Raw genomic sequence first — 14,998 nt, 5'->3', positions numbered from 1 at the left:
TTTGAACAAACCATATACTATTGAGATCTAATGGAATCAAAATTACTATAAAGGAGAATGGAATGGAACAGTTTATTAAAATTAAGCAATTAGCAGAAAAGATTAAATCAAATGTTAGTCAGGTTATCGTGGGAAAAGAAAAGACAATCGATCAACTTATTGTAGCGATTATAACGTCAGGTCATGTTCTTTTAGAAGATGTTCCTGGAACGGGAAAAACGTTAATGGCCAAGGCATTATCCAAATCCCTTGATTCCTCATTTAAACGCATTCAATTTACACCGGATCTATTACCTACGGATGTAAGCGGTATCAATTTTTACAATCAAAAAATAGGGGAATTTGAATTCCGTCCAGGTCCCATTTTCGCAAATGTCGTACTGGCGGATGAAATTAACCGTGCAACACCTAGAACTCAATCTGTATTACTAGAGTGTATGGAGGAAAGGCAAGTGACGATTGATGGAGAGACATCAGCTTTAAACCGCCCTTTTTTAGTTATTGCAACTCAAAACCCAGTGGAAAGTCAAGGGACATTTCCGTTACCAGAAGCACAGTTAGACCGGTTTTTATTAAAGATTAATGTGGGGTATCCAACTAAAGAAGAGGGAATGGATATTTTAAAAAGGTTTAAAGGACATAATCCCCTAGAAGAAATAAAACCTGTCGCAACTAATGAGGATATAATAGCTGCACAAAATCAATTTTCTGACATCTATATCAGCGATGATATTCTCCAATACATCATGGAAATAGTTCACGAAACGAGGAATCATCCTGAAGTAAGTTTAGGTGTTAGTCCCCGTGGAAGTCAGGCATTACTAAAAGCAGCCCAAGCTTTTGCCATTATTAAAGGACGATCACATGTAGTTCCGGATGATGTGAAAGAGATGGTAAAACCTGTATTAGGGCATCGTTTAGTACTAAATCACACGACTAGATTTCAAGAAAATATGGCAGAAGAAATTCTCGATAAAATATTGAGGGGGATAACAGTACCTGCTGAGGAAGAATTGCTGGAAGGAAAGGAAAGATAATGGGTGTTCATTGGATAATTATTACAACTGTTTTCATGGTTATTGCCCAGGCGTATATCTTTAAAAAATGGGGATTAAATAAAATTGAATATTCCCGGTACTTTTTTGATAAAGCTGTCTTTGAAGGAGAAGAAACGGAAATGGTGGAGGAGATTATTAACAAAAAATTTCTACCTATCCCTTGGTTACGGTTAGAGTCAAAAATCAGCTCAAATCTCGTATTTAAGCAACAGGACTCTCTTTCTGTTGTCGGGGAACAATTCCATCGAAGTTTCTTCAGTTTAATGACTTATCAGAAAATTAGAAGACGTCATAAAATCACTTGTACTAAAAGGGGTTATTATCAGCTTAAAACAGTATCCATTTCTGTAGGTGACCCGTTTGGAATTGATAAAAAAAGCAAAACTCTCCATGTTTCCTCCAATTTACTCGTGTACCCTCGATTTTTACCGATGGAGGAAATTCCACTCCCTTCAAACAGCTGGCAAGGGGATATTTTAGTACGTCGATGGATCATGGACGATCCTTTTATTTTTGCAGGTGTCCGGGAATACACCTATGGAGATACTATGAAATCAGTGAATTGGAGTGCCACTGCCAGGATTGGTGCATTACAAGTAAGTAAGAAGGATTTTACTGCAGACCATAACTTAATGATCTATCTTAACTTTGATCAAACCGAAGATATATGGAAAGAGATTGAAGATAAAGATATGGTGGAAAAAGGTATTTCCTATGCTGCATCCATTGCACAGTATACCATTTCCAATGGAATTCCAACTGGTTTTGGGTGTAATTCTTATCTTGATGATCCTTCTGAGAGAATTAAAAGGATCAAAAATTCTGTGAGGATAGAAGGGATGAATGGTAACAACCATTTAACTCATATACTTCAGACGATGGCCATGTTAAGGGTTGACAGAAGTATGAATTTTGGAAGTTTTTTACAAGAGGATGTGGATCAGAGACGTACTAATACAGATATTATTCTTATAACAGCTTTTATTAGTGAAACGATACAAAAACATATTAGGTCGCTGGAAGCGCTGGGTAACTCCGTCGAAATTATATACTTAACTAATTCCGATCAGGGCGAAATAATGTCTGAAAGTCAAGAAGGTGATTACTATGCCAACTATTAATGTTGTACGGATTTTACGAAAATGGTGTTACGGGATGTTGGAGTGTTTGTGTGTGGCGCCACTATTATTGGTTGGAGCCATTATTATACTTCCACCAAGCGACATTTCCATATGGTTCGTTTTTTTTGTTCTAATGATTTTAGTCGGATTAGTAGTAAGGACCATTATCAACAGTCGGGCTTTGTTTCTTTTCTTAATTGGAGGTATGAGTGTACTATTGGCAATACTGATATTTGAAGGAACCTTTGTTATTTTTGTTACATCTCTCATTGGAATCAGTTTTGCCTATAGGGGAGGTCTATACGCAAATGAGGATGGGGAGAATTTACTTCCGGTTTCTGTAATTTGGGGTAGTGTCATTTTATATTTCCTTGCTTATTTTTTCTATCGGTTTATTAGTATTTTCTCTCCATATACAAATATCATTGCCTGGCTTGGCATTTTGTTAATCATCATAACATTATTTATGACAAACAGCTCCCATCTCAATCGTTCAACATCCATCGAGGGGAAAAAAAACGAAGTCAGATCTTCACTAAAATGGCATAACAGGTTTTTTATCTTCTTTACAATACTGTTCATTTTTTTTATCTATTATTTTAATGTAGTGAAATCTCTCTTGGAACATTTTATCATGACCATAGCCTCTTTCGTTTCATGGTTAATGTCATTTGTGAGTTTTAATGATACATCTCAAGAGGGTCCAGTGAATCAAGATATTTTACCTTTAATCGGAGAAGAAGAAGCCCCGTCCTCGCAATTCAGTATCGTTGAGTTCCTGCTCCAGGTTTTTGGTTACATTATTATTATTTCAATCATTCTATACCTTCTTTATTTTATTGGGAAAAACATTGTCAGATTCTTTAAATTTAGTAGTTATTGGATCATTCGTCTGTTTAACAATCTTCTATCCGTTGGAAAGAATGAAGAGGAGGAAAAAAATTATATTGATGAAAAAGAAAGTGTGATTAACTGGAAGGATTGGAGGGGAGAGTGGAAAGATAAGCTGACGGATAAACTTCCTCTTTTTCGGAAACGGGAATTGAAATGGAAGGATCTTTCCTCAAATAGGGAAAAAATTCGTTTTCTCTATAAATCAGTTGTCAGAACTGGGATAATTAAGGGATATAAGTTTAAATCATATTTAACACCAACAGAAACAGTTGCAGAAATGAAGAAGGAAAAACTCCTAAACAGAAAAGAATCTATTGAACTAAATAATTTATATATTAAAGCAAAGTATAGTCAGGAAAAAATCAGTGACTCAGAAGTGGAATCGATGATAGACCATTTTAAGGAATATAAATAATGTATTTCTCTTTTCTTTTCCGGTGATATGTGATATAGTTATGTTAATTATTGTTGTTCGGTATTAATTGAAGGAAGAAAAACTATATTAGTAATTTTCACCTTGAATGAATATGTAGAGCAAAAATAGTAATACAATGTGGGAAAAACCCACACAGGAGGAAATAAGTTTATGGTACAAGGTACAGTTAAATGGTTTAATGCAGAAAAAGGTTTCGGTTTCATCGAAGTAGAAGGACAAGACGATGTATTCGTACACTTCTCTGCTATTCAAGGTGAAGGTTTCAAAACTTTAGAAGAAGGCCAAACAGTTTCTTTTGAAATTGAGCAAGGTCAACGTGGACCACAAGCTGCTAACGTTACTAAATAATTTACTAAAAAAAAGATTCCTTCCTAGGAATCTTTTTTTGCTTCCGTAAAATAGTGAGAAAATAGTATAGTGGATTTCTGTTTATAATTGAATTTTTTAGGAAATAGGAATGAACACCCGTGACTTCAACTTCAATAATGGATTGATGACATAAAGGGAGAATGTTCACTTTGTATTTACTGGATTCCTATTGATATTCCATATATTTTGCGTCACCTTTTTATTTTCGTTATCATTGTTTTATAAATAAAAATTCGGGAATTAAATTAATAGGATAAATAAAGGGTGGAGATGCGTGCAAAAAAAAATATTACTACTAATATGTTTTTCAGCATTAGCCCTTATTTTAGGGGGCATTGCTTTGGGAGCGAATACATTCTTTACGAGTGACACAACTTGGGAAGTATATGAATCCCCTGAAGAAGCGGGATGGTCTTCTCAAAGGCTCAGGGAAGCTAAAAGATACTATGATTCTTTACATTCGACTGCAGCAATGGCGATTCACGATGGAAAAGTTCTCTTCGCATGGGGGGATGTCACTCAAAACACAAATGCCCATTCAATTCGTAAAAGTTTTCTTAATTCTCTCTATGGAATTCATGTGGAAAAAGGCAATATAGATCTTAACGATACCCTAGGGGATGTGGGTATATATGATTTTCCAGATTTGACAGAACAAGAAAAACAGGCGAAAATATCAGATTTATTATCGTCCCAATCGGGAGTATTCCATAAGGCGGGAGAAGAATCTTTAACGATGAGACGTAATCGCCCTAATAGGGGAAGTCATGAACCTGGAACATTCTTTTATTATAATAATTGGGATTTTAATGTATTAGGAACGATATTTAATGGGGAAACAGAGTTGGATTTATTTGAAGAATTTGAAGAAAAAATCGCGGATCAAATTGGAATGGAAGATTTTTCGTTAGATAACACAGAATATAAGCAAGAGGTCAGAAGGTCTATTCACCCGTCTTATTTATTTCAAGTATCAGCAAGGGATATGGCAAGGTTTGGTCAATTATATTTGCAAAATGGGAAATGGGATGGTGAGCAGATTGTTCCTGAAGAGTGGATCCAGATGAGTTTAAGGGATCATGGGAATGTACCGAGGAATACTGTTTATGATTATGGCTATTTGTGGTGGAGTGCCACTTCTGGGAAATGGAGTGATCTTGGTTTATATTCGGCAATGGGAAGGTACGGTCAGGCTATAGATATCATTCCGGAACTTGATTTAGTTTTTGTTCACCGTGTGAACTCTAATAACGCCACCTTCGGTTTTCGGCGAAGTGTCAGTCAAAGTCAACGTTTACGGTTACTTGAGATGATTGTTGAGGCGAAGGAAAGTGATTAATATGACATTTTTAATAATTACTAAGACGTTCTCCCAATGAGTAGGACGTCTTTCTTTATGTTGAGGAATCGGATCTACCTTTCTATGTTAGAATCTCTTATTTATTTTACATAAAACACCCCATATGTTTTACTTAAGAACGTAGAATAATTTGAAAGAAGGGATCTCACTGTCACGCCTACTGACCTATTGTTTATTAGTATTTGTTATGTTTACTTGGGGGTTAAATGTTGTCGCAGTAAAAGTACTTGTTAACCACTTTCCCCCAGTGTTAATGCAAAGTTTTCGTATTCTTCTCGCAGGAATCATTGCAATTACTGTATTATATTTTTTACGTGATCTACGTAAATTAACTTGGAAAGAATGGGGGTTAACCATCTTAGCTGCAGGATTCGGACAAATGCTTCACCACTCCCTTTTAGCGATAGGGTTGGTTGAAACAACAGCTGCAAATGGAGCGTTAATTCTAGGTTTAATCCCCCTTACCACTTCTGTTTTGGCCATGTTTTTTTTCCGGGAAACATTAACACGGCTTAAATTCCTTGGCATCATATTAGGATTGACGGGAGTGGCATTTGTTGTCTTACAAACTAGTAGTGATCTTGGGGGAATTTCAAAAGGAGATCTTTATATTTTTATCTCCATGCTGTCACAGTCCATTAGTTTTATTGTCATTAAAAAAATAACAGCCACCTTATCTTCCAGACAGATGACAGCGATTATGCTTTTAGTAGGTTCCATATTTCTATTAGTTTTAAGCATCTTTTTAGAACCGAATGGTACTTCTCAAATTGTTGGAATTTCCAGCAGTGTTTGGATTATTTTTATTCTGTCAGCTGTTTTTGCCACTGGTATAGGACATATTTTGTATAACACAGCAATTCATCACATTGGTGCAGGAAAAACAGCGATTTTTAACAATTTGGTACCTTTTTTTGCCTTAGTTGGTTCTTTTCTTTTCTTGAAGGAACCAATATCACTTTCTCAAATCATTGGATTTGTATTAATTGTATTGGGAGTCGTTCTTGGAACTGGGTATATGGACACTTATTTACAACAACGAATCAAAAAAGTAGGGAAAGACACCACAGTAATTAAAAGGGAATTATCTTAGGTGATTTTTTTATAGGAGGTAACCATGAAAACAAATCAAGAAGAAGATTTCTGCAATCATTTTTACTGCCGTTTAACAGATTCATATAATAGTAAATTAAGTCATTCTGGAGTGAACGGACACCGGTTAGCCAATCGGTTAAAAGAACTGGCGAAAATTGGTTTAGTGAACGATGGCGGTTCAAATAGAATGGGATTTTCTAAAGAAGAGTTGGAAGCAAAAGCTAAAGTAAAACAGTGGATGGCTAAGGCAGGGTTGGTGACAAGAGAAGATGGTGCAGGGAATGTATTTGGTCGTTTAGAAGGGAAGGATAGGAACGCACCAGTCGTTCTAGCAGGATCTCATGTGGATAGTGTACCTAGAGGAGGGCACTTTGATGGTCCGTTGGGGGTTCTTTCAGCACTTGAGGTGGTAGAATCTTGGAAAGAAACTGGATTTCAACCGAATAAATCCTTTGAAGTTGTTATTTTTACAGACGAGGAAGGATCCCGCTTTAATTCAGGTTTAATGGGAAGTTCTTCCATGATGGGAGAACTTGAAAAAGAACAATACCTCGATCGTAAAGATGTGTTTGGAAACCGTTTTTCTCAAGTCCTTACGGAGTATGGATTAACAGTGGATTCCTTTTTTAATAATAAATACGAAAGCGAGATCGCTGCTTTCATTGAAGTGCATATTGAACAGGGGAAACAATTGGAAAAAGAGAACCTTCCAATAGGTTATGTTACAGGGGTCGCCGGGCCATGTTGGTTGGAATTAACGTTTATCGGCGAAGCGGGTCATGCAGGAAATACACCTATGAATGATCGCTCAGATGCTTTAATTGGAGCGAGTGAATTTATCTGTAATGTGGAAAAAATACCGAAAGAAATAAATACAACCGCAGTAGCGACGGTTGGAAAACTTATGGTCCATCCTAATGGAATCAATGTTATTCCGGGTAAAGTAGAGTTAACCGTTGATATTCGTGATATCAATGAGGATTCACGAAACCGACTAGTTATGAAAGTGAAGGAGTTGGCACAAAAAATTGCCAATGAACGGGAGCTAGAATTGGAATTGAATGAAAAAATCCGGATTAAACCAATACCAGTATTAGAAGACATGCAACAACTGGCAATTAATGCTATTCGAGACACTGGTATTAAACCATATCCAATCCCTAGTGGTGCAGGACACGATGCTATGATTCTCGGAAAGTATGTTCCGATGGCAATGCTATTTGTCCGCAGTTTAAATGGTGTGAGTCATAATCCAATGGAATGGACCACTTTAGATGATTGTGTAAAATCTGTTCATGTATTAAAAAAATTGGTGGAACAACTTACTGATTAATGAAAAAGGTTAGAACTTATTTCAAATTGTTTAAAAGGGGTGGGAAATCGTGAGCCAGTTTCAGGGGAATACAGAAGGCTTAAAACCTATAACGATGTACGAAATCACAACAAAGTTATATAGTCATGTTTTGAATTCTGTAACAGAAGCTTTTGGGGAAAAAGGAAGGGAAACGGTTGCCATTGGGATTAATGCATTCAATAAAGGACTATATAATTCGAACCGTCACGAGTTTTCATTTGACCACAAGACATTATTACAATCAGATGAAGTAAAACATACTTACTCCAACTATTCAGATTACATGGAAAAACAAGGTACTGAACCACTAAATATGTATTCTATCATGGCAAAGATGTTTGGATACATCTCAAAAGCAGTAGTTGACAGGTTTGGCATAGAAGGAGAAGAAAGTGTGAAGCAAGGGGTTTGGAATTTTGGTCATGAGCGTGGGCAGGGAATTGCAAAGCGTGCTAAGTTCGCAGGAGAATCGAACGAGAAGGGTAATTACTTGTCCAATTATGATATGGGTAGAAGTGAATTATTTGAGTATGAGACATTATTTTATCCGACAGAAATTGAACAAACCTTTACGAAGTGTGCTTTTGCTGACCAATGGAAGAAAGAAGGTATGGAGGAATATGGAATTCTTTACTGCCATATGATTGATCCTGCAATTGCTAAAGGTTTTAATCCAAATTTTGAAGTGATCCATGATCAATACATTTTAAAAAAAGGTGAAGGGGTTTGTCACTTTCGTTTTCAAATGAATGGAAAGGAACAGAGTTAGTCTAATTATACTGATGCATATTTAAAAGACAATTTTAAGTAAATATGAACATTACTGCACCTTAAAAGTTAGAGTACTAACTTTTAAGGTGTGTTTTTTTCTTTCTGACAATAGAAACAATGAAATGAGAAAGATTATGAACCAGAAGCCAAGGATATTTTAATATAATTTATTTAATCCTTCACGAACTCATTACAAAAGCCGTTGACAGAATAAATTGTGAAAAGATTATTTGTGTATGTATGTAAACCCTTACATACACAAAGCATCTGGGTGTTTTCTGAATATAAAAAATAGTTCATCCAATTAGTGTGTCAGATTTTCTTACAAGTTCGTTGTTTCTGAAAATTAGGTAAGTATAATAACAGTTAACAAGAGATGTTAACTACATTAACACAGAAAGGGAGATGTTAGAATGGAAATAGCTTTAATGGATAATTTGTGGGTAATCATTGGTACATTTTTAGTTTTACTTATGCTAGGAGGATTTATTTTACTAGAAGCAGGATCCACTAGGATGAAAAATGCTGGTCACATCGCCGGTAAAACAATTTTCACTGCTGGTATTGGGGCATTAGTCTTCTGGGCAGTTGGTTGGGGATTCATTTACGGGGAAGGGAACTTGTTTATTGGTTTATCTGATTTCTTCTTTGGAGATGCATCATTTGATGGGGAAGGGTTATCTCCAGCTGTAGACTTTATGTTCCAAATGATGTTCGCTCTAATCGCAATGACAATTATGTTTGGTGGGTTTGCAGAACGTGCTAAATTATCAGCTTATGTTATTTTCGCAGTATTATTCTCTGCACTTATTTATCCGGTAGTTGCTCACTGGACTTGGGGTGACGGTTGGTTAGCAGAACTTGGAAAACAAGACTTTGCAGGTTCAACAGTAGTTCACTTAACTGGTGCAATGGCAGCATTAGCGGCAACAATCATCTTAAAACCGCGTATTGGCAAATTTAACAAAGACGGTTCTTCTAATGACATTGCTGGTCACAACCAAGTTTATACTGCATTAGGTGTTTTATTACTATGGGTAGGTTGGTTTGGTTTTAACGGCGCAAGTACATTTGAAGTTGCAGATGCATTCTTTGGATTCGTTATTCTTAATACACAATTAGCTGCTGCTGCTGGTGCAGTTGCTGCAATGGCAACAGTATATGCATTAACAGGTAAGGCAGATGTTCCGACAACATTAAATGGGGCATTAGCTGGTTTAGTTGCAATCACAGCACCTGCAGGTTTCGTTGAACCTTGGGCTGCAGTTATTATCGGTCTTGTTGGTGGTGTAATGGTAGTATTCAGTATGAAGTTGTTTGATAGAGCTAAGATTGATGATCCTATCTTTGCATTATCTGTCCATGGTACCGTTGGGGTTTGGGGTACAATTGCCTGCGGACTATTTGCAGTACCTGCCTTCTCTTCTGGTGTTGGCTGGGGAGCACCTGGTTTATTCTATGGAGGCGGATTTGGGCAACTAGGTGTTCAAGTACTTGGTGTTGTAGCTAGTGGTCTTTACGCTTTCGTTGTGGCATTTGTTCTCTTGAAAGTATTGGATAAAGTATTAGGCGGACTTCGAGTATCTGAAGAAGAAGAAATTGTTGGTCTTGATTTAAGTGAACACGGAAGTTATGGATACCCTGAAAACATGCCTTCAAATGATGAGACAAAAGGGGCGTAATTGGTCTATTAAACCATTAGACATGGGGAGACAGAAGTTGTGAATAGTTATACGGAGTTAAAGAACTGGCGTAATTCCACAATAAAACTCGTATCGAATGATCATTTTAAACTTAATGATTTTCATGATCAACTAATGAGTAATTCTATCCAAATCGCCATTCAGAAAGTAGAAAGTGAGTGGGGGCCACCCCCTACTCGCTTTGCTTTCATTGTGATGGGAAGTGCAGGAAGGTCTGAGCAATTGGTTTGGAGTGATCAGGATCATGGAATCATTTATGACGGATCCAATGACTATCAGTCCTATTTTATGAAGGTAGGTACTGAAATCACACATGCATTATCTAATGTAGGATATGAACCTTGTGATGGAAAGGTAATGTCATCGAACGAACAATGGTGTAAGTCCATAAAAGACTGGAATGAACAGCTTTTAGATTGGTTAACGGAAGATAAATGGGAGACATTAAGAAACTTTTCTATTTTTTTCGACTCCCGTGTATTGACAGGTGAGGAAACCCTTCTACATGATTTAAAAAAGGAAGTCTTTCAAAAATTAAGGGAAAATCCCCATTTATATTACAGGCTATACGAAAATGTTGGAAAAATCCCTAAGGCAACAGGAGTATTTGGCCAGTTTCTTCCTGAACAATATGGATCTAATGCGGGCAAGATTAATTTAAAGCAGGCCATTTTTTTTCCATATGTCAATTCATTACGTCTGTTAGCATATGTAGAAGAAATTTATTCCTCGTCCACCATTGACCGCTTTGATCAATTACCTTCTCGTTATGAAGAGATAAAAAAATATAAAGAAGATTTTATTCGACTGTTACACCTTCGAGTTATCTTTCAACAAAATGCTGCAGATTATGAAGGTGTCCATTATTTGGAATTAAAGATATTAACGGGGTCAGATAAGCAGGAATTGAAAAACATAGCCAGACATGGCCGTGATCTTTTCATGAAAACAAAAGCAATAATAGAAAATAGGTGTCATCAATGAATCCTATGGTCCAGTTTTTAAAACAACTGACAGATAGAATAAGCCCTTCAACCTATACATCAGTTATGAATCAGTCGGATGCAAAACAAATTGCATATATTCGGCAACTGCAACGTGAAATGAAAAAAGAAGATACGTTGGAGGTTCCTTTTAAAGAATTAAATGTTGTTGTTTTTGATTTGGAAACCACTGGTTTTTACCCAAACAGAGGAGATAAAATTTTGTCTGTTGGTGCTGTTAAAGTAGAAGGTACAGAGGTGAAGAAGGATAATACATTTTATTCATTAATTCAAAGCGATGAATCTCCACCAAAAGAAATAGTGGACTTGACAGGTATTACAAAAGAACAATTAGAAGGAGCACCACCAGTTGAAAAGGTATTAAATGATTTTTATAAATACATTCAACGTGATACCTTAGTGGCACATCATGCAGGCCATGAACGAAATTTTATGCAACACTTTTCCAGGTCTATCCTTCGAACGGCATTTGAACATCGTATTGTGGACACGACATTTCTTACAAAAATCGCAGTACCAGCAGTCTCGCTTGTCACTCTTGATGAATGTTGTAGCCATTACGGAATTGAAATTGAAACACGGCATCATGCCCTTCATGATGCAATAGCTACAGCCAGTTTATGGGCAGAGAGCCTAAAAAGAATACAAGAGTTAGGTTTTCATCATTTAAGGGATGTATATACGTATCTAGCCAAAAACAGGTAGATGTCATTTAGGAAGAGGGTGGTAGTGATTGTCAAAATTCCCCATACTTTAGCTATATTCCCTATTAGCATTGTACAAGAAATAACAAATCTATCTGCACGGCAAATACGCTATTATGAGGAACAAGGCCTCATTGCCCCTGAAAGAAACAAGGGAAATCAACGAATATTCTCATTAAAGGATATTGAAGTTTTACTGGAAATAAAATCCTTAATTGACCAAGGTGTGAACATCGCCGGAATACATGCCATCTACTCAAAGAAACAAAAGGAAAATGATGACACCATAAATGATCAAACTTAATGAATGTATCGAAATCAGGGGTTTAAAATATTTATACTGTGAAAAAGGGTTGTTACTACTATAAGTAATGACTCTTTTTTGTTTATCCTATTTCTGGTGTTCGTTCGTAATCTTCTTATTCCAAAAATAGAACGGTAAGTATAAAAGGATAAACATACCAATGACGATTGCTTCAAGGGAAAGAATGTACCATGGATATGGTCCTAGGAAGTCCAGAATGCTGGGACCAGCTGGTTTTCTCGCCAAGAACATATAATTTGACCCGATTGCCTGATTAATCCAGAAAACAAGCAGTGCAACCCCGTTTAATATTAAAAATGATTTGGCCGCTGATTGAAAGGTGATTCGGAAATGGAGGACAAAGATCATGTAAAGAATAGCCAATATGATAGCAATATGAGCCAGAAAGAAATGGAAAAATCGGAAATGGGGAAAGGTATAAAATAAATCAGGTGTCAGTAAAGCCTGCAATGCTCCGCCAATCCCAAAAAAATAAATGATTTCAAATACAGGATATGATTTTTTCCAAAGCATATAACAAGACAGGATAAGGCTTATGGTACATAAATGTAGAGGAAGGTTGTTTCTAACATTCCAAAGATCAAAAGTTACTGTCCAGATGATCAAAGTAATCTCTGATACAACTAATATTCCAAATAAAACCCAGCGGATGGTTTTCATGTATTCTTTTTCCCGGTGAAAGAATAGCCAAAGGACAGAAAAAATGAATAGCCCTAGTACAATAAGGTGGGCCGTGGATAAAAATAGGGATGGATCTCTAAACGCCGTTGGATCGAGCATTTTTTCCAGCATAGTAGCCACTCCAATCAACACTTCTTAAAAGTCTCCACATACACTTCTACATTTTTTTATTTTATCCTTCCCGGAAGGGTCTTGAATTTTCCTGAAATCGAACAAGAGTATGAAAAAATTCGTAAAATGACAGAGAATGGGCACCTTAAAACTAGGTGGTGATAGAAATGGAACCATTCACTCATTATAAAGTGAAGAAAATGGATTCAGGATATGAAATTGTACTCTACTTCAATAATGATAATGTGGAGTTTTCAAAGGAATTGGGGACATTAGAAACCGATAAGGATGTGCCAGAAGGGAAAGCACTTCAATACATAAAAAAAAGGTTTCCCGACATCCATATTAGATCGATTAAGATAACTGCTAGCGCAATTATAGTGAGTACACTAGGTTTTGCAGGAATGTTTTCGGCAAATACTGCAGAAGCGGCAGGGGAGAGTAATGCTCAAGCTCAAACACAAACCACGTCGATACACACAGTGGTTTCAGGTGATACTTTATGGAATATCTCAACCCGGTACGGAACATCGGTGGATGAGATTAAGACAATGAATCAACTGAGGACTGATGTACTACAAATAGGACAACAGTTAAATGTTCCTAATAGGAATGCAGCAGTTCCATCTTCCCAGAACGGTACGCAAGCTGTGAAGACAGAATATAAAGTTGTGGCAGGAGATACATTATGGAGAATTGCCAATCGTTTTGGTACAAATGTTGATAATCTCATGAAGATGAATAATCTTAGAACCGATGTTCTTCAAATTGGTCAGAGACTAGAAGTACCAACTATGGGAACGGGATCACATCCAACTCAGACTAACTCACCAACTGTACAAACGGAAGTCTATACCGTTGTGGCAGGTGATAATTTATGGAGAATTGCCAATCGTTTTGGAACAACAGTAGATGAAATTCTCCAAATGAATAATTTAACATCTAATGTTTTGCAGATAGGGCAACGACTTACTGTTCCAGCACAAGGTTCAGTGGCACAACCAGTTTCAAGTCCAGATACTCAACAAGTATCATCGATAACACAGGCGGAGCTGGAGTGGCTTGCCAAAATGATCCACGCTGAATCTAGAGGGGAATCGTTAGCTGGTCAGATTGCTGTTGGTGCAGTGATTATGAATCGTGTTAAAAGTAGCCTTTTCCCCAATACCGTTAGGGAAGTATTATTTGAGCGTTCTAATGGAATTTTTCAATTTACACCAGCTAGTAATGGATCATTAAATAATGCAACTCCGGATTCTAGAAACATGGAAGCGGCTATTAGAGCGGCAAATGGTGAAGACCCTACCAACGGCTCACTATACTTTTATAATCCGGCAAAAACAGGAGATACTTGGATACGTACTAGAACAGTTTCCACCACTATTGGAAACCATGTTTTCGCCTATTAGTTACTGTATCGAGTCCTATGCACGCATGACAAATTAAAGTCATGCGTTTTTTTAGAATGTAGAAGTTTTTACATCTTCGGGCAATGTCTAGCTCCAGCGCCTACGGGCTCAGATCACTTCAGGCAGGCTGCTACATGAGTTGCATCCTTGCTGCCTTACGACGAGTAATCGCAGGAGCACAAGGAAGCCAAAAAGCAGCTTCTGTCAACTCTTCATCGAATTCGCTGTCCAACGAGCGTTTACTTCAGTGGCAGCACGCGAGCGATGCTGCCCTTCGAATATGCTTCGAGTTGCCTCAACGGACAGGACGTCCTAATATCGGGCATGCCACAGGACGTGGCGCTTTGCCCGATGGACGGATACTCTTCAGAGCGATACTTAGTAGAGGAAGAGGCAGTGACTTTCGCCCGTGACCAAGGACACCAAGCGAAAGCGCGGTAGGTGTGAGCACATCACATGAAAAAAGGATCCTCTTTTTGTATAGTAAGTAACGACCAAGAACCAACTTTACAAAGAGAAAGGACCCTTACTATGAAAGATACCATACCTAACATCACAATGAAAGAGATAGAAAGAATTACCTTCCGTGCTTTACAGGAAAGC

At 37.2% G+C, this 14,998-nt stretch carries 15 protein-coding genes; 14 read left to right on the top strand and 1 reads right to left on the bottom strand.

All coding sequences use genetic code 11. The annotated features are described in order from the left end of the window. The first annotated feature begins 62 nt into the window (after positions 1–62). From KS419_RS16880 to KS419_RS16825, 12 genes are all read left to right on the top strand, one after another. A complete protein-coding gene (locus KS419_RS16880; protein WP_217067564.1) occupies positions 63–1,037 on the top strand; it encodes an AAA family ATPase in 975 nt (324 codons plus the stop codon). Continuing rightward, the gene (locus KS419_RS16875; protein WP_217067563.1) at positions 1,037–2,179 is read left to right on the top strand and encodes a DUF58 domain-containing protein; all 1,143 of its coding nucleotides are present in this window, start codon (positions 1,037–1,039) and stop codon (positions 2,177–2,179) included. The genes KS419_RS16880 and KS419_RS16875 overlap by 1 nt, the downstream gene beginning before the upstream one ends. Next, positions 2,166–3,488: a hypothetical protein gene (locus KS419_RS16870; RefSeq protein WP_217067562.1), complete on the top strand. Its 1,323-nt coding sequence runs from the start codon at positions 2,166–2,168 to the stop codon at positions 3,486–3,488. Before KS419_RS16875 ends, KS419_RS16870 begins: the two co-directional genes overlap by 14 nt. 171 nt (positions 3,489–3,659) lie before the next feature. Next, positions 3,660–3,857, top strand: a complete 198-nt coding sequence (locus KS419_RS16865) for a cold-shock protein (RefSeq protein WP_217067561.1) — start codon at positions 3,660–3,662, stop codon at positions 3,855–3,857. Positions 3,858–4,218: 361 nt separating this feature from the next. Continuing rightward, on the top strand, positions 4,219–5,217 hold the full coding sequence (locus KS419_RS16860) for a serine hydrolase domain-containing protein (protein ID WP_246594224.1): 999 nt from the start codon (positions 4,219–4,221) through the stop codon (positions 5,215–5,217). A 151-nt stretch (positions 5,218–5,368) separates the two neighbouring features. Next, positions 5,369–6,331: a DMT family transporter gene (locus tag KS419_RS16855; protein ID WP_246594223.1), complete on the top strand. Its 963-nt coding sequence runs from the start codon at positions 5,369–5,371 to the stop codon at positions 6,329–6,331. 24 nt (positions 6,332–6,355) lie between these two features. Beyond that, a complete protein-coding gene (locus KS419_RS16850; protein ID WP_217067559.1) occupies positions 6,356–7,666 on the top strand; it encodes a Zn-dependent hydrolase in 1,311 nt (436 codons plus the stop codon). Between the two features lie 49 nt (positions 7,667–7,715). Then, on the top strand, positions 7,716–8,456 hold the full coding sequence (locus KS419_RS25550; RefSeq protein ID WP_343215084.1) for an L-2-amino-thiazoline-4-carboxylic acid hydrolase: 741 nt from the start codon (positions 7,716–7,718) through the stop codon (positions 8,454–8,456). A 415-nt stretch (positions 8,457–8,871) separates the two neighbouring features. After that, positions 8,872–10,140 carry an ammonium transporter gene (locus KS419_RS16840; protein ID WP_217067558.1) on the top strand — a complete coding sequence of 423 codons (1,269 nt, stop codon included), beginning with the start codon at positions 8,872–8,874 and terminating at the stop codon, positions 10,138–10,140. A 39-nt stretch (positions 10,141–10,179) separates the two neighbouring features. Then, complete coding sequence (locus KS419_RS25545; protein WP_217067557.1) at positions 10,180–11,145, top strand: DUF294 nucleotidyltransferase-like domain-containing protein; 966 nt, start codon at positions 10,180–10,182, stop codon at positions 11,143–11,145. Continuing rightward, the gene (locus tag KS419_RS16830) at positions 11,142–11,870 is read left to right on the top strand and encodes an exonuclease domain-containing protein (RefSeq protein ID WP_217067556.1); all 729 of its coding nucleotides are present in this window, start codon (positions 11,142–11,144) and stop codon (positions 11,868–11,870) included. The genes KS419_RS25545 and KS419_RS16830 overlap by 4 nt, the downstream gene beginning before the upstream one ends. Before the next feature lie 24 nt (positions 11,871–11,894). Further along, positions 11,895–12,173 (top strand): MerR family transcriptional regulator, encoded by a 279-nt coding sequence (locus KS419_RS16825; protein WP_343215083.1) that lies wholly within the window; start codon positions 11,895–11,897, stop codon positions 12,171–12,173. 87 nt (positions 12,174–12,260) lie between these two features. Here KS419_RS16825 and KS419_RS16820 read toward each other — a convergent pair whose 3' ends face one another. Beyond that, positions 12,261–12,986, bottom strand: coding sequence for a YwaF family protein (locus KS419_RS16820; protein WP_246594222.1), 726 nt, complete (start codon positions 12,984–12,986; stop codon positions 12,261–12,263). 167 nt (positions 12,987–13,153) lie between these two features. On the opposite strand from KS419_RS16820, the gene KS419_RS16815 reads away from it, so the two are divergent. Next, a complete protein-coding gene (locus tag KS419_RS16815) occupies positions 13,154–14,395 on the top strand; it encodes a LysM peptidoglycan-binding domain-containing protein (RefSeq protein ID WP_217067554.1) in 1,242 nt (413 codons plus the stop codon). A gap of 134 nt (positions 14,396–14,529) precedes the next feature. Continuing rightward, positions 14,530–14,808 (top strand): hypothetical protein, encoded by a 279-nt coding sequence (locus KS419_RS16810; RefSeq protein ID WP_217067553.1) that lies wholly within the window; start codon positions 14,530–14,532, stop codon positions 14,806–14,808. Positions 14,809–14,998: the final 190 nt, after the last annotated feature.

Origin of the sequence: Evansella tamaricis (genome assembly GCF_019042215.1) — a bacterium.
GTDB lineage: Bacteria > Bacillota > Bacilli > Bacillales > Salisediminibacteriaceae > Evansella > Evansella tamaricis.
Note: the sequence above shows the minus strand (reverse complement) of the source record. Positions and strands in the feature narration are given on the sequence as shown.

Coding starts and splice junctions, on each gene's coding strand:
- KS419_RS16875 (WP_217067563.1), top strand. CDS start 1,037: ATGGGTGTTCATTGGATAATTATTACAACTGTTTTCATGGTTATTGCC.
- KS419_RS16880 (WP_217067564.1), top strand. CDS start 63: ATGGAACAGTTTATTAAAATTAAGCAATTAGCAGAAAAGATTAAATCA.
- KS419_RS16865 (WP_217067561.1), top strand. CDS start 3,660: ATGGTACAAGGTACAGTTAAATGGTTTAATGCAGAAAAAGGTTTCGGT.
- KS419_RS16815 (WP_217067554.1), top strand. CDS start 13,154: ATGGAACCATTCACTCATTATAAAGTGAAGAAAATGGATTCAGGATAT.
- KS419_RS16840 (WP_217067558.1), top strand. CDS start 8,872: ATGGAAATAGCTTTAATGGATAATTTGTGGGTAATCATTGGTACATTT.
- KS419_RS16820 (WP_246594222.1), bottom strand. CDS start 12,986: ATGCTGGAAAAAATGCTCGATCCAACGGCGTTTAGAGATCCATCCCTA.
- KS419_RS16850 (WP_217067559.1), top strand. CDS start 6,356: ATGAAAACAAATCAAGAAGAAGATTTCTGCAATCATTTTTACTGCCGT.
- KS419_RS16810 (WP_217067553.1), top strand. CDS start 14,530: ATGAGTTGCATCCTTGCTGCCTTACGACGAGTAATCGCAGGAGCACAA.
- KS419_RS16830 (WP_217067556.1), top strand. CDS start 11,142: ATGAATCCTATGGTCCAGTTTTTAAAACAACTGACAGATAGAATAAGC.
- KS419_RS16870 (WP_217067562.1), top strand. CDS start 2,166: ATGCCAACTATTAATGTTGTACGGATTTTACGAAAATGGTGTTACGGG.